Origin of the sequence: Streptomyces sp. BV286 (assembly GCF_019090165.1) — a bacterium.
Taxonomy (GTDB): Bacteria; Actinomycetota; Actinomycetes; order Streptomycetales; family Streptomycetaceae; genus Streptomyces.
In genome coordinates, this window is the sequence record NZ_JAHRIB010000114.1 from 58,063 (window position 1) to 74,328 (window position 16,266).

General features: G+C 71.2%; 17 protein-coding genes. 13 read left to right on the top strand and 4 right to left on the bottom strand.

Annotated features, from left to right (window positions below; all coding sequences use genetic code 11):
• The first annotated feature begins 61 nt into the window (after positions 1 to 61).
• The 6 genes from KUF83_RS16155 to KUF83_RS16180 all read left to right on the top strand — a co-directional run bounded on the left by KUF83_RS16155 (position 62) and on the right by KUF83_RS16180 (position 5,333).
• Positions 62 to 874, top strand: a complete 813-nt coding sequence (locus tag KUF83_RS16155; protein WP_217455385.1) for a metallophosphoesterase — start codon at positions 62 to 64, stop codon at positions 872 to 874.
• 137 nt (positions 875 to 1,011) lie between these two features.
• A complete protein-coding gene (locus tag KUF83_RS16160; RefSeq protein ID WP_217455386.1) occupies positions 1,012 to 1,455 on the top strand; it encodes an SRPBCC family protein in 444 nt (147 codons plus the stop codon).
• Positions 1,456 to 1,498: 43 nt separating this feature from the next.
• The gene (locus KUF83_RS16165) at positions 1,499 to 2,680 is read left to right on the top strand and encodes an ArsA family ATPase (RefSeq protein ID WP_217455387.1); all 1,182 of its coding nucleotides are present in this window, start codon (positions 1,499 to 1,501) and stop codon (positions 2,678 to 2,680) included.
• 59 nt (positions 2,681 to 2,739) lie between these two features.
• Positions 2,740 to 3,237: a DUF5304 domain-containing protein gene (locus KUF83_RS16170; protein ID WP_217455388.1), complete on the top strand. Its 498-nt coding sequence runs from the start codon at positions 2,740 to 2,742 to the stop codon at positions 3,235 to 3,237.
• Between the two features lie 53 nt (positions 3,238 to 3,290).
• Positions 3,291 to 4,244: an ROK family glucokinase gene (locus KUF83_RS16175; protein ID WP_217455389.1), complete on the top strand. Its 954-nt coding sequence runs from the start codon at positions 3,291 to 3,293 to the stop codon at positions 4,242 to 4,244.
• 255 nt (positions 4,245 to 4,499) lie between these two features.
• Complete coding sequence (locus KUF83_RS16180) at positions 4,500 to 5,333, top strand: endonuclease/exonuclease/phosphatase family protein (RefSeq protein WP_217455390.1); 834 nt, start codon at positions 4,500 to 4,502, stop codon at positions 5,331 to 5,333.
• A 60-nt stretch (positions 5,334 to 5,393) separates the two neighbouring features.
• Here KUF83_RS16180 and KUF83_RS16185 read toward each other — a convergent pair whose 3' ends face one another.
• Entirely contained in the window at positions 5,394 to 6,056 is a 663-nt protein-coding gene (locus KUF83_RS16185) for a hypothetical protein (RefSeq protein ID WP_217455391.1), read from the bottom strand.
• Positions 6,049 to 6,858 (bottom strand): carboxylesterase, encoded by an 810-nt coding sequence (locus tag KUF83_RS16190; RefSeq protein WP_217455392.1) that lies wholly within the window; start codon positions 6,856 to 6,858, stop codon positions 6,049 to 6,051. Before KUF83_RS16190 ends, KUF83_RS16185 begins: the two co-directional genes overlap by 8 nt.
• 173 nt (positions 6,859 to 7,031) lie before the next feature.
• Here KUF83_RS16190 and KUF83_RS16195 point away from each other — a divergent pair, with 173 nt between their 5' ends.
• The 5 genes from KUF83_RS16195 (at position 7,032) to KUF83_RS16215 (ending at position 12,237) form a co-directional block, all read left to right on the top strand.
• Positions 7,032 to 7,901 carry a 1-acyl-sn-glycerol-3-phosphate acyltransferase gene (locus KUF83_RS16195; protein ID WP_217455425.1) on the top strand — a complete coding sequence of 290 codons (870 nt, stop codon included), beginning with the start codon at positions 7,032 to 7,034 and terminating at the stop codon, positions 7,899 to 7,901.
• Between the two features lie 38 nt (positions 7,902 to 7,939).
• Positions 7,940 to 9,199 (top strand): MacS family sensor histidine kinase, encoded by a 1,260-nt coding sequence (macS, locus tag KUF83_RS16200; protein WP_217455393.1) that lies wholly within the window; start codon positions 7,940 to 7,942, stop codon positions 9,197 to 9,199.
• 32 nt (positions 9,200 to 9,231) lie between these two features.
• Positions 9,232 to 9,879 carry a response regulator gene (locus tag KUF83_RS16205; RefSeq protein WP_374106076.1) on the top strand — a complete coding sequence of 216 codons (648 nt, stop codon included), beginning with the start codon at positions 9,232 to 9,234 and terminating at the stop codon, positions 9,877 to 9,879.
• Positions 9,880 to 10,022: 143 nt separating this feature from the next.
• Positions 10,023 to 11,051, top strand: a complete 1,029-nt coding sequence (locus KUF83_RS16210) for a 6-phosphofructokinase (protein ID WP_217455395.1) — start codon at positions 10,023 to 10,025, stop codon at positions 11,049 to 11,051.
• A 175-nt stretch (positions 11,052 to 11,226) separates the two neighbouring features.
• On the top strand, positions 11,227 to 12,237 hold the full coding sequence (locus KUF83_RS16215) for a 2-hydroxyacid dehydrogenase (RefSeq protein WP_217455396.1): 1,011 nt from the start codon (positions 11,227 to 11,229) through the stop codon (positions 12,235 to 12,237).
• On the opposite strand, the gene KUF83_RS16220 is transcribed toward KUF83_RS16215, so the two are convergent.
• Both KUF83_RS16220 and KUF83_RS42980 read right to left on the bottom strand, forming a co-directional pair.
• Positions 12,180 to 14,144: an anthranilate synthase family protein gene (locus tag KUF83_RS16220; protein WP_217455397.1), complete on the bottom strand. Its 1,965-nt coding sequence runs from the start codon at positions 14,142 to 14,144 to the stop codon at positions 12,180 to 12,182. The genes KUF83_RS16215 and KUF83_RS16220 overlap by 58 nt on opposite strands.
• Before the next feature lie 115 nt (positions 14,145 to 14,259).
• A complete protein-coding gene (locus KUF83_RS42980) occupies positions 14,260 to 14,316 on the bottom strand; it encodes a trp operon leader peptide (RefSeq protein ID WP_076973970.1) in 57 nt (18 codons plus the stop codon).
• 172 nt (positions 14,317 to 14,488) lie between these two features.
• Between KUF83_RS42980 and KUF83_RS16230 the strand changes: the two genes are divergently transcribed.
• Both KUF83_RS16230 and KUF83_RS16235 read left to right on the top strand, forming a co-directional pair.
• A complete protein-coding gene (locus KUF83_RS16230; protein ID WP_217455399.1) occupies positions 14,489 to 15,841 on the top strand; it encodes a class II 3-deoxy-7-phosphoheptulonate synthase in 1,353 nt (450 codons plus the stop codon).
• Between the two features lie 163 nt (positions 15,842 to 16,004).
• Complete coding sequence (locus KUF83_RS16235; RefSeq protein WP_217455400.1) at positions 16,005 to 16,247, top strand: bacterioferritin-associated ferredoxin; 243 nt, start codon at positions 16,005 to 16,007, stop codon at positions 16,245 to 16,247.
• Positions 16,248 to 16,266: the final 19 nt, after the last annotated feature.

Here is a 16,266-nt window from a genome sequence, read left to right on the forward strand (position 1 = left end):
AGTAACCGCAGGTCCGCCCGCATCTACACACGTTTGCTCCACAGGCTTACCCTTGATCGTCATGGCAGGCACACAACGCGGCGACGGCGGCGGCATCCGAGAGACCCCGAGGACACGGCTCCATGTCGTGAGCGACGTACACGGCAACGCCCGTGACCTGGCCAGGGCCGGTGACGGCGCGGACGCCCTGATCTGTCTGGGCGACCTCGTGCTCTTCATCGACTACGCCGACCACTCCCGCGGCATCTTCCCCGACCTGTTCGGCACCGAGAACACGGACCGCCTCGTCGAGCTCCGCACGGCCCGCCACTTCGAGGAGGCCCGGGCCCTGGGCGCGCGCCTGTGGGCGGGCGTCGACCGCGGCCCCGCCATCGAGAAGGCCGTACGGAAGCAGTACGCCGAACTGTTCGCGGCGTTCCCCACTCCGACGTACGCCACCTACGGCAACGTCGACATACCGTCCCTCTGGTCGGAGTACGCCGGACCCGGCACCACCGTGCTCGACGGCGAGCGGGTCGAGATCGGCGGCCGGGTCTTCGGCTTCGTCGGCGGCGGACTGCGTACGCCCATGCGGACGCCGTACGAGATCAGCGACGAGGAGTACGCGGCGAAGATCGAGGCCGTCGGAGAGGTCGACGTGCTGTGCACGCACATCCCGCCGGAAGTCCCCGAACTCGTCTACGACACCGTGGCCCGGCGGTTCGAGCGCGGCAGCCGCGCGCTGCTCGACGCGATCCGGCGCACCCGGCCGCGGTACGCGCTCTTCGGCCACGTCCACCAGCCGCTCGCCCGGCGGATGCGGGTCGGCGCCACCGAGTGCGTGAACGTGGGGCACTTCGCCGGATCCGGGAAGCCGTGGGTACTGCAGTGGTGAGGGCTCCCGGCGGCCGCGGGGCCGGGGGCGGGCGCCGGCCCGCCGCGCGGTAGCCTTCACGCTGCACACACAGGTAGAAAGCGTTCGTACCCCGTAGAACACCCCCTGTCCGGACCGCATCTGGAGGAGCCACAGCGATGGCCGAACACACCAGCTCGAGCATCACGATCGAGGCGGCACCGGCCGACGTCATGGCGGTCATCGCCGACTTCGCCCGCTACCCGGACTGGACGGGAGAGGTGAAGGAGGCGCAGGTGCTCGCGACGGACGAGAAGGGCCGCGCCGAGCAGGTGCGCCTCGTCATGGACGCCGGCGCCATCAAGGACGACCAGACCCTGGGCTACACCTGGACCGGCGACCACGAGGTCTCCTGGACCCTGGTCAAGTCCCAGATGCTCCGCTCCCTGGACGGCTCGTACATCCTCAAGCCCGCGGGCCTGAGCGCCACCCAGGTCACCTACCAGCTCACCGTCGACGTCAAGATCCCGATGCTCGGCATGATCAAGCGCAAGGCGGAGAAGGTCATCATCGACCGCGCCCTGGCGGGACTGAAGAAGCGCGTGGAGACGGGCGAGAAGTAGCGGCGCGCCGCTACCTCCGCCCCACCCCGTACCGTTCACCCGTATGCGCACCATCCTGATCACCGGCCCCGGCGGCTCCGGCCGTACCACCGTCGCCGCGGCCACCGCTCTGGAGGCCGCCCGCCGGGGCACCCGCACCCTGGTGCTCTCCGCGGACCGCACCGACACCCTCGGCGCCGTCCTCGGAACCCCCACCGGCGGCACACCGGCCGGGATCCTTCCCGGTCTCACGGCCTGGCGACCGGACGCCGGCGAGGGCTTCCGGGCGGATCTCCTCGCCTTCCAGGAGCGGGTCTCCACCGCCCTCGACCTGCTGGGCGCGGCCCGGCTGGACGCGGAGGAACTCACCCCCCTCCCCGGCGGCGAGGAACTCGCCCTGCTCCGCGCCCTGCGCGACGCCACCGCCTCCGACACCTTCGACCTGCTGGTCGTCGACCTGCCGCCCGTCCCGCAGGCCCTCGCCCTCCTGGCACTGCCCGAACAACTGCGCCGCTATCTGCGCCGCCTGCTCCCGGCCGAACGCCAGGCGGCCCGCGCCCTGCGCCCTGTCCTCGGCCGCCTGGCGGGCGTGCCGATGCCGTCGGAGCGGCTGTACGAGACGGCGGCCCGCTGGGACGTCGAACTGGCCGCGGTCCAGCTGGCCGTCGAGGACCCGGCCACGACCGTACGGCTGGTCGCCGAGCCGGGCCCGGCCGGAGCCGACGCCGTACGGTCGGCCGCCACCGGCCTCGCCCTGCGCGGCCTGCGCACCGACGCCCTGATCGCGAACCGCGTCCTGCCCGACGCGTCCCCCGACACCTGGCTGTCCTCCCTCGCCGCCCAGCAGCGCAAGGCCCTCGACGAGTGGCGCGACGCATGGGGACAGACGTACGACGTAACTGAAGTCCCGCACCTCGGCCGCGACCCGCGCGGCGCCGAGGACCTCGCCGCGCTCCCCGTGCCCGCGCCGGGCGACGTCCCGGGCCCCCTCGAGTGGCCCGTCGCCGACCGGCTCGCCGACGAGGGCGTGCTCGTCTGGCACATCCCGCTCCCCGGCGCGATACGGGAGGAGCTCGACCTCGTGCGGCGCGGGGACGAACTCGTCGTCACCGCCGGGCAGTTCCGCCGGATCGTCGCACTCCCGTCCGCCCTGCGCCGCTGCGCGGTGGACGGCGCGTCCCTGCGCGAGGGCGAACTGCGGGTCCGCTTCGCGCCCGACCCGGATCTGTGGCCGCGGACACGGTGAACGGCATACCCCCGTTCGGGTAACGTCGAGAGACACAGAGCCAATGCTTGGAGTCCGCCATGAGCGATGAGCACCCCACGTCCGACGCCGGGGAGGACGCGCTCGACGGCGTGCGTGACAAGGAGCGCGACGAGGTACGAGCGCCAGACGCCGACGCCTGGGCGAAGGCGTGCGCCGAGGACCTCGCCGCGGAGAAGGCCCGTCGCCGCGCCCAGAACGGCCAGCCGCCCGGCTCGGCCGCCGAGGAACTGCGCAAACTCGTCGACGCGGTCGCCGACAAGCTGTCCGGACTGCAGTCGCCGCTGTTCGGCGCGGTCGCCGGCGGCGCGGCCCAGCAGGTGGTGAACCAGGTCGTGCAGCAGGCCAAGGCCGCCGTCGAGCCCGTCATCGAGCGGAACCCCGACGTATTCGACCACCTGGCCACCGCCGGCACCGAACTGCTCGCCGCGTACCGCTCCGCCGTCGAGGCGCAGGAGCGGCGCTGGACCGCCCGTGACACCGCCTCGCGCCCCCGGGACGAGGGCACCGGCAGCGGTGAACACATCGACCTCGACTGAAGTCGCTCGGGTACGGTTGGCCGTAGCGGGGCTCGACCGAAACTGAGGGATTCATGGGACTCACCATCGGCGTCGACATCGGCGGCACGAAGATCGCGGCCGGGGTGGTCGACGAGGAAGGCAACATCCTCTCGACGTTCAAGGTGCCGACTCCGACCACGCCGCAGGCGATCGTCGACGCGATCGCCGCGGCCGTCGAGGGTGCCAGGGCCGGGCACGAGATCGTCGGCGTGGGCATCGGCGCCGCAGGATACGTCAACCGTCAGCGTTCGACGGTGTACTTCGCGCCGAACATCGACTGGCGGCAGGAGCCCCTCAAGGACGAGGTGGAGGCCCGTGTGGGCCTGCCGGTCGTGGTCGAGAACGACGCGAACGCGGCCGCCTGGGGCGAATACAAGTTCGGTGCGGGCAAGGGTCATCGCAACGTCATCTGCATCACGCTCGGCACGGGCCTGGGCGGCGGCATCATCATCGGCAACAAGCTGCGCCGCGGGCACTTCGGCGTCGCCGCCGAGTTCGGCCACATCCGGATGGTCCCGGACGGCCTGCTGTGCGGCTGCGGCTCCCAGGGCTGCTGGGAGCAGTACGCGTCCGGGCGCGCCCTCGTGCGCTACGCGAAGCAGCGCGCGAACGCCACCCCGGAGAACGCGGACATCCTGCTCTCGCTGGGCGACGGCTCTCCCGACGGCATCGAGGGCAAGCACATCTCGATGGCCGCGCGCCAGGGGGACCCGGTGGCCGTCGACTCCTACCGCGAGCTGGCCCGCTGGGCCGGAGCCGGTCTGGCCGACCTGGCCTCGCTCTTCGACCCGTCCGCCTTCATCGTCGGCGGCGGTCTCTCGGACGAGGGCGAGCTGGTCCTCGACCCGATCCGCAAGTCGTACAAGCGGTGGCTGGTCGGCGGGAACTGGCGTCCTGTCGCCGACGTGATCGCCGCGCGGCTGGGGAACGAGGCGGGGCTGGTGGGCGCGGCCGACCTGGCCCGGGAGCCCGACCCGATCATGTAGCTCATCCCCGACCGCCCGTCGCCCCCTCTTCCGGGGACGGCGGGCGGTCGTGTCTCCAGGTACCGACCGCCGTGCGGAATCCGCGGGTCTCGCGTGGTTGCCCGCGCAGTTCCCCGCGCGCCCAGGGGGCGCACCTGTCTGGGCGTGGCCCGGCGGACGCGCCCCTTTCAGGGGCGCGGGGAACTGCGCGACCAGCCCCCACCGGGCCGCGGCAAAACGACGACCCGGCACTCCCCGCCCGATATCTTGATCGTCATGCCGACCAGCCCTTCCGCCAGTCCGCTACCAGCACCCCGTACCGAAACCGACGGTTCGGCCGTCATCCGGGTGCTCAGCTACAACATCCGCTCCATGCGGGACGACACCGACGCACTCGCCCGGGTGATCACCGCCTGCGCACCGGACCTCGTCCTGATCCAGGAGGCCCCCCGCTTCTTCCGCTGGCGCAAGAAACTGGCCCGTCTGGCGGCGGCCTCGGGCCAGGTCGTCCTCTCGGGCGGCGCCACGGCCTCCGGCCCCGCCCTCCTCTGCTCCCTGCGAGCCACGGTCGAACGCACCGAGGACGTACTCCTGCCGCTCACCCCGGGCCTGCACCGACGCGGCTTCGCCACCGCGGTCGTACGGTTCGGCCGCGCCCGCGTCGGTGTACTGAGCTGCCATCTCTCCCTCCAGAAGGACGAGCGCCACGAGCAGGGCCGCCTGCTCCTCGACCACCTGTCGGCGCTGGACACCCCGTACGCCGTCGCGGGCGGCGACCTCAACGAACGCCCGGGCGGCCGCACGTTCAGGCGCCTCTCGACGGAGCTCCAGGACGGCTGGGCGGTGGCCCCCTGGGGCGGGGAGTACACCTCGACGCCCGGCGACCCCCACCAGCGCATCGACGCGCTCTTCGCCACGGAGGGCGTGCGGTTTTTGGGCTGCGGGGTGCCCCTGGACCACCCCGGAGTGACGGAGGCCGACCTGAGGGCGGCCACGGACCACCTTCCGGTACTGGCCGCCCTCAGGATTCCGGCCGCACCGGCGGCTCCGGGCGCACCGGCCGCACCGGGCGCCCAGGACGGTTCCGGGGAGGGCCCTTCGTCCGCCTGAACGCCTCGAAGGCCCGCCCGGAGCATCCGGGCGGGCCTTCGAGGCGTTCAGGCGGACGGGTCAGACCACCGCGCCGCGCCCCGGGTCATCCTCGTCCTCGTCGTCGCTGCGCATCCGCCCCACCAGCGTGGCGAAACCGCCGAGGAAGCCGCCGATACCGAGGGTGGCGAGCCACCACGTCATGTCCCAGCCGAGCAGGACCGCGAGGAGGAGCAGCACGGGGCCGCCGATGACGCCCAGCCACGCGAACTTGGACGTCGTGTCCGCGGCGGGCAGGTCGGGCGGCTCGGGCGGCACGAAGTGGCCCTCGTCGTCCTCGTCGAAGTCCTCCTCGGCCGGCTCCGGAGCCGCGTAGTCGCGCGGGCCGGCGACGCCGGGCGCGAACGCGACCGAACTGCCGAGCGGCTTCTCGGCGGCCGGTTCGTCCTCCGCCTCCGACTGCTCGGTGTCCGTACCGCCCTTCGAGCCCTTGGCGCCCTTCGGCGTCGCCGAGCTCTTCGTGTCGGAGTCGCCCTGATCACCGGAGTCGTTCGTCTCCGGCTCCAGGAGCGCCAGGTCCTCCACCGACTTGAAGGGCTTGGCGCCGGGCGGGTCCGGCGGTTCGTCGCCGTACCCCGCGACGATGGCGTCCCAGGCCGCGGCCTCGTCGAACGACGGGCCCTGCTCCTCGCCGGGCGGCGCGTCCTTCTCCTCGGGCTCGCGGTCCGCGTCGTGCTCAGCCACCAGTGGCCGTCCCTTCCTGCTGACCCGACTGACCCGCGCCGGCTTCCTTGCCGGCACCGGGTGCGAGCCGGGAGACGAAGGCGAAGCTCTCCTCGAAGATCCGGTCCGCGTCGTGGTCCAACGTCGCGACGTGGTAGCTCTGTTCCAGAAGTATCTCCGTGACATCCATGGACGACACCCGGCTGAGGATGCGGGCCGAGTCGGCGGGCGGCACGACGTGGTCCTGCGGGCTGTGCAGGAGCAGCATGGGCTGCGTCACCTGCGGGAGCTCGCCGTCGAGCAGTCGGTAGAAGACGCGCATCGAGTGCGCCGCGTGCAGGGGCACCTTGTCGTAGCCGATCTCGATGCCGCCGTCCTTGGCGATGTCGCTGGTGATGCCCTTCACGGTCCTGACGAAGTGGCGGACCACCGGCAGGGCGTACGCCGCGGCGCCGTGCACCTTGTTCGCCGGGTTGACGACCACGATGCCGCTGATCTCGTCCCCGTGCTTCGCGGCGAGCCGCAGGGTGAGCGCGCCGCCCATGGAGAGGCCGAAGACGAAGACCTGGGAGCAGCGCTCGCGCAGGGCGCGCAGCTCACGGTCCACCTCCGCGTACCAGTCCTGCCAGCCGGTGAGCTGCATGTCCTCCCAGCGCGTGCCGTGCCCGGGCAGCAGCGGAAGCGAGACGGTCAGACCGCGCTCGGCGAGATACTCGGCCCAGGGCCGCAGCGACTGCGGGGAACCGGTGAAGCCGTGGCAGAGGAGGACCCCGACCTCTCCGCCCTCGTGGTGGAACGGCTCAGCTCCGGGAAGGACCGGCACCTTCGGTCTCCTGTTCATTCAAGGGCGATGTGACGATCACCCCGAAGCTTCGAGGCGTACTTCACCGTACGCGACCGCACTGACACCGACCAGGGCCGTCGGGCCCATTGACGGTGCTCCGGGTTAAGGTCTGAGCGACGGACACAGGAGGCACGCGGGTGATCTACGGCGCAATGAAGTTTTCCATCGGAGGGCCCCTGAAGCTCGCCTTCAGGCCCTGGGTGGAAGGCCTCGAGAACATTCCCGCCGACGGCCCGGCCATCCTGGCGAGCAATCACCTGTCGTTCTCGGACTCGTTCTTCCTGCCCGCGGTCCTCGACCGCAAGGTCACCTTCATCGCGAAGGCCGAGTACTTCACGACGCCCGGTGTGAAGGGCCGGATGACGGCGGCCTTCTTCAAGGGCGTCGGCCAGCTGCCCGTGGACCGCTCCGGAGCGCGCGGAGCGGGCGAGGCGGCCGTCAGGAGCGGCATCGACGTCCTGGAGCGCGGCGAGCTCTTCGGCATCTACCCGGAGGGCACGCGGTCGCCCGACGGCCGGCTCTACCGCGGCAAGCCCGGCGGTCTCGCGCGCGTGGCGCTGGCCTCCGGAGCTCCCGTCGTCCCGGTCGCCATGATCGACACCGAGAAGATCCAGCCGCCCGGCAAGGTGATGCCCAAGCTGATGCGCCCGGGCATCCGCATCGGCAGGCCGCTGGACTTCAGCCGCTACCACGGCATGGAGCACGACCGCTTCGTCCTGCGCGCGGTGACCGACGAGGTCATGTACGAGATCATGAAGCTCTCCGGACAGGAGTACGTCGACATCTACGCGACGGCCGCCAAGCGGCAGATCGCGGACGCGGCGAAAGCGCAGAAGCAGGCGCTCAAGGAAGCACAGAAGGAAGCCCAGAAGGAAGCCGACCAGGCCCGCAAGGACGCCGAGCGGGCCCGGACGGACGCCCAGAAGGACACCGACCGGGCGCGGGAGCAGGCCGGGCAGGAGCAGGCCGGGCAGAAGCAGGCCGGGCAGGAGCGGGACGCGAAGGAAGAGTCCAGCTCCTAGACCTGGACGCGGTGCCGGGGGACGGAGTGGTGGGGGACATGGCCAAGCGCGAGAGAGTCATGAGGATGTCGGTCGAGCAGCCGCTGTGGCGTGCGCTGACCGGGTATCGCGTCCTGACGCTGTTCTACGCGATCGGCCTCTTCGTCTCGGAGTACGACGGGTTCGTCCGCCCCGAAGTGGCCATCGCCTATTTCGTGGTGCTCTTCGCGTGGACCTTCGCGACCCTGCCCAAGGTGGCGGGCGCGGCGAGCTGCACCAAGCGCTTCCTCGCGGCCGACCTGACCATCGCCCTCGCGGGCATCCTGCTCACACCGGTCGCGGACGCCCACGACCGGATCGTGGCGGGCGGCCCGACCCTCCCGTCGATATGGACCGCGGGTTCCGTGCTGGCGTTCGCGATCAAGGGCGGCTGGCGCTGGGCGGCCTTCGCCTCGGCGCTCGTCGGCGTCGCCAACGTCGTGCAGCGCGGGGCGCTCAGCCAGGACACCCTCCACAACGTCCTGCTCGTCTGGGTCGCCTCCATCGCCATCGGGTACGTCGTCGAGGTCGCCCGGGCCTCCGAGCGCACCCTGGCCCGCGCCCTGGAGATCGAGGCGGCGACGCGCGAGCGGGAGCGGCTCGCCCGCGACATCCACGACGGCGTCCTCCAGGTGCTCGCCATGGTGCAGCGGCGCGGGACCGCGATCGGTGGGGAGGCCGCGGACCTGGGCCGCCTCGCCGGCGAACAGGAGGTCGCGCTGCGCACCCTGGTCTCCGGCGGGCTCGTACCGGTCTCGCGGGTGTCGGAGGACGAGGCGGAGGGCGCCGTCGTGCGCGCGGTGGACGAGCCCGACGCCCAGGACGACTCGGCCCCCTGCGACCTGCGCTCGCTGCTCGCCCCGTACGCCACCGCGCGGGTGACGTTCTCCGAGCCGGGCACTCCGGTGCCGCTCGCGGCCCGGGCCGCGAAGGAGCTGGCCGCCGCCGTGGGCGCCGCTCTGGACAACGTCCACCGCCACGTCGGCGCCGACGCCCGGGCGTGGATCCTGGTGGAGGACGAGCCGGACGAGGTGATCGTGACCGTCCGCGACGACGGCCCGGGCATCCCCGAGGGACGGCTCGTCCAGGCCGAGGGGGAGGGGCGCCTCGGAGTGGCCCTGTCGATCCGTGGACGGCTGCGCGAGATCGGCGGCACGGCCGAGCTGATCTCGGTACCGGGACAGGGCACGGAAGTCGAACTGAAAGTACCGAAGGGCGCGTGCGCTCCGGAGGCCTCGAAGGGGCCGAAGGACAGGCGGGGGAAGGCGGAGAAGGCATGAGTGAGCGACAGGACCAGGATCCGGTCAGGGTCATGGTGGTCGACGACCATCCCATGTGGCGGGACGCGGTCGCGCGTGACCTGGACGAGGCCGGTTTCGACGTGGTCGCGACCGCCGGCGACGGCGAGCAGGCGGTGCGCCGCGCGCAGGCAGTGGGGCCGGACGTCCTCGTGCTGGACCTGAACCTGCCGGCGAAGCCCGGTGTGCAGGTCTGCAAGGAACTCGTCGGCGCCGATCCCGCCCTGCGGGTCCTGGTCCTCTCCGCGAGCGGGGAGCACGCCGACGTCCTGGAGGCGGTCAAGTCGGGCGCCACCGGCTACCTGCTCAAGTCGGCCTCCACGGAGGAGCTGATCGACGCGGTGCGCCGCACGGCCGTCGGCGACCCCGTCTTCACCCCGGGCCTCGCGGGCCTGGTCCTCGGCGAGTACCGCAGGCTCGCCTCCGACCCCGGGCCCGCCACGGGCGGCGACGAGCCCAGGGCCCCGCAGCTCACCGACCGCGAGACCGAGGTGCTCCGGCTGGTGGCCAAGGGTTTGAGCTACAAGCAGATCGCCGAGCGCCTCGTCATCTCCCACCGCACCGTGCAGAACCACGTCCAGAACACCCTGGGCAAGCTCCAGCTGCACAACCGCGTGGAGTTGGTCCGCTATGCCATAGAGCGGGGCCTCGACGACGCGTAAACCCGTCGATACCCACCATCGAGTGAAGCCGCGAGATCAACACCCGCACAATTCACCGGAATTGACCTTCCGCCCTCTGCTGAAGTGACCTGGATCACTATTAGCGTGAGTCCCGTCAGCCAACCGCGGCGAAAGGACTTTCCATGCGGGTCGGAGTACTGACCGGAGGCGGCGACTGCCCCGGGCTCAACGCCGTCATCCGGGGCATCGTCCGCAAGGGCGTGCAGGAGTACGGCTATGACTTCACCGGCTTCAGGGACGGCTGGCGGGGTCCGCTGGAAGGCGACATCGTCCGGCTCGACATCCCCGCCGTGCGCGGCATCCTGCCGCGCGGCGGCACCATCCTCGGCTCCTCGCGCACCAACCCCCTCAAGGCCGAGAACGGCATCCGCCGGATCAAGGAGAACCTCGCCAAGTACGAGGTGGACGCCCTGATCGCGATCGGCGGTGAGGACACCCTCGGGGTCGCGGCGCGGCTCACCGACGAGTACGGGGTGCCCGTCGTCGGCGTACCGAAGACCATCGACAACGACCTGTCCGCCACCGACTACACCTTCGGCTTCGACACCGCCGTCGGTATCGCGACCGAGGCGATCGACCGGCTGCACACCACCGCCGAGTCGCACATGCGGGTCCTGGTCTGCGAGGTGATGGGCCGGCACGCGGGCTGGATCGCGCTCCACTCGGGCCTCGCGGGCGGCGCGAACGTCATCCTCATCCCTGAGCAGCGCTTCGACGTCGACCAGGTCTGTGCCTGGGTGACCTCGCGCTTCAAGGCCTCGTACGCGCCGATCGTGGTCGTCGCCGAGGGTGCGATGCCCAAGGACGGCGACATGGTCCTCAAGGACGGTTCGCTGGACTCCTTCGGGCATGTGCGGCTCTCCGGCGTGGGGGAGTGGCTGGCCAAGGAGATCGAGCGCCGCACGGGCAAGGAGGCCCGCACGACGGTGCTCGGCCACGTCCAGCGCGGGGGCACTCCCAGTGCGTTCGACCGGTGGCTCGCCACGCGGTTCGGCCTGCACGCCATCGAGGCCGTCCGGGACGGCGACTTCGGCAAGATGGTGGCGCTCCAGGGCACCGACATCGTCCGCGTCCCGATCGCGGACGCCACGGCCCGCCTGAAGACGGTGGATCCCCGGCTGTACCAGGAGGTCGGCGTCTTCTTCGGCTGACCCTCCCTGTGTCGCCGGACGGGCTGAGCATTCAGCCCGTCCGGCGTTTGAGGACCGGGGGTTCGGGGGCGGAGCCCCCGAGGACGGGAAGGGAAGGGGCGGCGGGGGCGAAAACCTCCCGGGGTTCGTATATTCACCGGGTAACCGAGAACCCGCCAAACCCCCGGAGGGCCCCGTGGAGATCCTCGCCTTCGGCGTCCAGGCCGACGAGAAGCCCCTCATCGAGGACGCCTTCCGTACCGAGGGTCAGCACGAGGTCCGCTGCCTGGACGTCTTCCTCAGCGAGGACACGGCCCCCATCGCGGCCGGCTACGAGACCGTCTCCACCAGCGTCAACTGCGCGCTCGGGAACCGCGTCCTGCAGACCCTCGCGGCCGGCGGCACCCAGATGGTCGCCCAGCGTTCCACCGGTTTCAACAACATCGACCTCCAGGTCGCCGAGCGGCTCGGCATGACGGTCGCGCGGGTGTCGTACTACTCGCCCCACTCCGTCGCCGAGTTCGCCTGGACCCTCGCCATGGCCGTCAACCGCCGGATCGTCCGCGCCTCCAACCGCACACGCGACTTCGACTTCCGGCTCGACGGGCTGATGGGCCGCGACCTGCACGGCCGCACCGCGGGCATCCTCGGCACCGGCAAGATCGGCGAGGCGTTCACCCGGATCGCCCACGGCTTCGGGATGAACCTCCTCGGCTGGGACGCCGCCGAGAATCCCGCCTGCCTGGAACTCGGCATGAAATACGTGTCCAAGGAGCGCCTCCTCGCCGAGTCCGACCTGGTCAGCCTGCACGTACCGCTGCTCCCCGCGACCCGTCACCTCCTCGACGCCGCGGCCCTGCGCACGATGAAGGACGACGCGATCCTGGTGAACTCCAGCCGCGGCGGCCTCGTCGACAGCCGGGCCCTCGTCGCCGAACTGCGCGCGGGCCGCTTCACGGGCGTCGGCCTCGACGTCTACGAGGCCGAGGCCGGCCTCTTCTTCCTCGACAGGTCCCTGGAGGGCGTGGACGACGACACCCTGGCCCGCCTCGTCACGTTCCCGAACGTCGTCGTCACCTCCCACCAGGCGTACTACACCGCGGACGCGGTCGGCCAGATCATCGAGACCACGGTGGCCAACGTCCTCGACTACACGGCGGGCCGCCGCTCCGAGAACGTGCTGGTGCCCGCTCCTTCGCGCACCTGACACACCAGGTCCCGCACGACGTCCGCACCGCGCAGCGTGAGCACCGACTCGGGGTGGAACTGGACCCCGGCGAAGCCCGGCCCGCGCAGCGCGTGCACCTCTCCCGACGGGCTCCGGCCGACCTCGACCCCGTGGGCCGCCAGCTCGGCCGCGGCCTCGTCGTCGCACCGCGCCACGAAGCTGTTGTAGAAGCCGACGGTCTCCGTCCGCCCGAACAGGTCGATGTCCGCCTGGGCGCCCTGGTACGGAATCTCCTTGCGTACGATCTCCAGCCCCAGCTCCGCCGCGATCAGCTCATGGCCGAGGCAGACACCCAGGACGCCGTGCCGGTGCCCGCGGACCACCTCGGCGGTGAGGCCGCGCAGGAAGGCCATCTTCGGATCCGTCATGTCGGACGGGTCGCCCGGGCCGGGGCCCAGCACCAGCGGGCCCTCGTGGGCGAGGACCGCCTCCCGCAGCCCCGCCCCGTCGTACCGGCGTACGGTCACCTTCAGGCCGGACGAGCGCAGCAGATGCGCGAGCATCGCGGTGAAGGTGTCCTCCGCGTCCACGACCAGCGCATGGCCCACGAGCTCGGCCGACGGCTCCTGCATCCGCAGCCAGAACGGCGCCAGCGAGGCCCGCCGCCCGTCGAGGGCGGCCCGCACCCGCGGATCGTCCGCGAGACTCGCCCGCACCTCGCTCCCGCCCGGCCGCCCGGGGCGTACACCGAGGGCGGCCAGCACGCCCGCCGCCTTCGCGTGCGTCTCCGCGACCTCGCTCGCCGGATCCGACCCCCGGACGAGGGTCGCGCCCACCGGCACCCGCAGCCGTCCGCCCCCGTCGATGTCGGCGGTCCGGATGAGAATGGGGGAGTCGAGGGTCTGCGCGCCCCCCGAGTCACGCCCGATCAGTGCCAGCGCCCCCGCGTAGTACCCGCGCCCGACACCGTCCCGGCCGAGGGGCTCGTACCGTTCGATGACCCGGCACGCGTTCTGTACCGGCGACCCGGTGACGGTCGCGGCGAACATGGTCTCCTTCAGCACCTCACGCACGTCCAGCGACGACCTGCCCCGCAACTCGTACTCGGTGTGCGCGAGATGGGCCATCTCCTTCAGCCGCGGCCCGATCACGACCCCGCCCATGTCGCCGACCGTGCACATCATCTTGAGCTCCTCGTCGACGACCATCGACAGCTCCTCGATCTCCTTGCCGTCGGCCAGGAACCCCAGCAGGTCCTCGGGCGTCGGTCCCTCGGCGGGATAGCGGTACGTCCCGCTGATCGGGTTCATCACGACCGTCCCGCCCGACATCCGCACATGCACCTCGGGACTCGCCCCGACGAGGGTCCGCCCACGCGTCTTGAGCCCCCGCCCTTCCGAGGAAGGCCCTCCGGGCTTCTTCTCATCTCCCGTGTGCACGACGAACGTCCAGTACGCGCCCCGCTCGCCGACCAGCAGCCGCCGGAAGAGAGCCAGCGCGTCGGCCCGCCCGAACCCCGGGATCTCCCCCTCGTACGTCCGCCGGATGACGAAGTTCGCGCCCTCGCCCCGCCCGATCTCCTCGTCCAGCACGCGCCCGACGATCCGCGCGTACTCCTCGTCCGGCACGTCGAAGCCCTCGCCCTCGACGCGCACCTCGTGCGAGGACAGCTCGGACAGGGCCTGCTCAAGGGGGATCTCGTACGACTCCTGCGGGGTGAGCACCAGCAGAGGGGTGCCGTCGTCGCGGACGTCGAAGCCGCGCTCACGGATCTGGCGGTACGGGATGAGAGCGAGGCCCTCGGGGATGTCGGCCAGCCGCTCGTACTCGGTGACCGGGCCGAGCAGCAGCTCGACGGTGTCGCCCTTCTCGACGGCGTGGCCCGGCGTGCGGCGGCGCAGCAGGGCGAACGGTCGGGGATCGTCCAGCAGGTCGAGCAGGTTCATGTCCGTGTTCCTTCTCGGCGTCTCGGTGAGGAGAGAGGGAGAGGAACGGTCCCGGTGGCGAAAACACCGAAGGCCGCCCCTCGGGCGGCCTTCGCGAAGTGTTGCGTACGCGCAGTCAGTGGGCCGCCGGATGAGCGGTCCACCACCAGTTCTGGATCGAGTGCGCGAACATGCGCCGCACCCTACCCCAGATGGTGTGCGTCACGGGCCCGGGACACAGCACTCCGGGCCCTGCCCTTCACCGGGCCCACCGGCCCGTCTCCCACCGCTTCGATCGAGCGCGACCCGTCTCACTTGATGAGCATGTGGATGGACGCCCGACACGACCCCGTAATGTTGATGTCGTGACCGTGAACGCTAAGTCCAGCGCGAGCGCTGGCAACACCTGGCGAGACCTGCCCGCGGCGCAGCAGCCCGAGTACCCCGATGCCGAGGCTCTGCGCGAAGTGATCGCGGACCTCGAGTCGTATCCGCCGCTCGTCTTCGCCGGCGAGTGCGACCAGCTGCGCGCCCGGTTGGGAGCCGTCGCCAAGGGCGAGGCGTTCCTTCTTCAGGGCGGCGACTGCGCCGAGGCCTTCGACGCCGTGTCGGCCGACCACATCCGCAACAAGCTCAAGACCCTGCTCCAGATGGGCGCGGTCCTCACGTACGCGGCGTCCGTGCCGGTCGTGAAGGTCGGCCGCATCGCCGGCCAGTACTCGAAGCCCCGCTCCAAGGGCACCGAGACCCGTGACGGCGTGACCCTGCCGACCTACCGCGGCGACTCGGTCAACGGCTTCGACTTCAATGAGAAGGCCCGCATCCCGGACCCCGAGCGCCTGAAGCGGATGTACAACGCCTCCGCCTCCACGCTCAACCTCGTGCGTGCCTTCACCACCGGCGGTTACGCCGACCTGCGCCAGGTGCACGCCTGGAACCAGGACTTCGTGAGGACCTCGCCGTCCGGGCAGCGCTACGAGCAGCTGGCGCGCGAGATCGACCAGGCGCTGAACTTCATGCACGCCTGCGGGACCGACCCGGAGGAGTTCAAGACCGTCGAGTTCTACGCCTCCCACGAGGCGCTGCTCCTCGACTACGAGTCGGCGCTGACCAGGGTCGACTCCCGCACCGGGCACCTGTACGACGTCTCGGGCCACATGGTGTGGATCGGTGAGCGCACTCGCCAGCTGGACGGCGCGCACATCGAGTTCGCCTCGAAGATCCGCAACCCGATCGGGATCAAGCTCGGTCCGACGACGACGGCCGAGGAGGCGCTGCAGTACATCGAGCGGCTCGACCCGGACCGCGAGCCGGGCCGGCTGACCTTCATCGTCCGCATGGGCGCCGACAAGGTCCGCGACAAGCTGCCCGAGCTGGTCGAGAAGGTCACCGCCTCGGGCGCGACCGTCGCCTGGATCTCCGACCCGATGCACGGCAACACCTACGAGGCGGCCTCCGGTCACAAGACCCGGCGCTTCGACGACGTGCTCGACGAGGTCAAGGGCTTCTTCGAGGTCCACAAGGGCCTCGGCACCCACCCGGGCGGTATCCATGTCGAGCTCACCGGTGACGACGTCACCGAGTGCGTGGGCGGCGGCGACGAGATCTTCGTCGACGATCTGCACCAGCGCTACGAGACGGCCTGCGACCCCCGCCTGAACCGCAGCCAGTCCCTTGACCTGGCATTCCTGGTGGCGGAGATGTACCGCGACCAGTAGGAGATCAACAGCCGTTTCGGCTGTTACAGACAGCTGGGCTGGGGCGCGGATCACATACGATCCGGGCCCCAGCCCACTTTTATGCCTCAGACTCGACGGGTAAGGTTAGGTTAGCCTCACCGATCTTCGGGGACGGCGTGACCCAGCGAATCCCCGTCGGGAGGTGAACCGCGTGTTCGTCTGCAACTGCTTCGGAGTGACCGAGGCACAGGTGAGGAAGCACGCGCAGGACGGCGCCTGCACCCCCCGGCAGATAGCGTCCGCCTGCAAGGCGGGCACCGACTGCGGATCCTGCGTACGGCGCATTCAGGCGCTGCTCGGCCGCGGCGCCTTCCCGGGCCGCGAGCAGGCGGACCAGGGCGTCCCCGCCCTCGCCGAAGTGGAAGAGCTGGGAGAGGCCGCCTAGCTTCCGAGGCCCCGGTTCT

Excerpts from the sequence above, each read along its gene's own strand:
- KUF83_RS16155 (WP_217455385.1), top strand. The coding sequence starts at position 62 with ATGGCAGGCACACAACGCGGCGACGGCGGCGGCATCCGAGAGACCCCG.
- KUF83_RS16160 (WP_217455386.1), top strand. The coding sequence starts at position 1,012 with ATGGCCGAACACACCAGCTCGAGCATCACGATCGAGGCGGCACCGGCC.
- KUF83_RS16165 (WP_217455387.1), top strand. The coding sequence starts at position 1,499 with ATGCGCACCATCCTGATCACCGGCCCCGGCGGCTCCGGCCGTACCACC.
- KUF83_RS16170 (WP_217455388.1), top strand. The coding sequence starts at position 2,740 with ATGAGCGATGAGCACCCCACGTCCGACGCCGGGGAGGACGCGCTCGAC.
- KUF83_RS16175 (WP_217455389.1), top strand. The coding sequence starts at position 3,291 with ATGGGACTCACCATCGGCGTCGACATCGGCGGCACGAAGATCGCGGCC.
- KUF83_RS16180 (WP_217455390.1), top strand. The coding sequence starts at position 4,500 with ATGCCGACCAGCCCTTCCGCCAGTCCGCTACCAGCACCCCGTACCGAA.
- KUF83_RS16195 (WP_217455425.1), top strand. The coding sequence starts at position 7,032 with ATGAAGTTTTCCATCGGAGGGCCCCTGAAGCTCGCCTTCAGGCCCTGG.
- macS (WP_217455393.1), top strand. The coding sequence starts at position 7,940 with ATGGCCAAGCGCGAGAGAGTCATGAGGATGTCGGTCGAGCAGCCGCTG.
- KUF83_RS16205 (WP_374106076.1), top strand. The coding sequence starts at position 9,232 with ATGGTGGTCGACGACCATCCCATGTGGCGGGACGCGGTCGCGCGTGAC.
- KUF83_RS16210 (WP_217455395.1), top strand. The coding sequence starts at position 10,023 with ATGCGGGTCGGAGTACTGACCGGAGGCGGCGACTGCCCCGGGCTCAAC.
- KUF83_RS16220 (WP_217455397.1), bottom strand. The coding sequence starts at position 14,144 with ATGAACCTGCTCGACCTGCTGGACGATCCCCGACCGTTCGCCCTGCTG.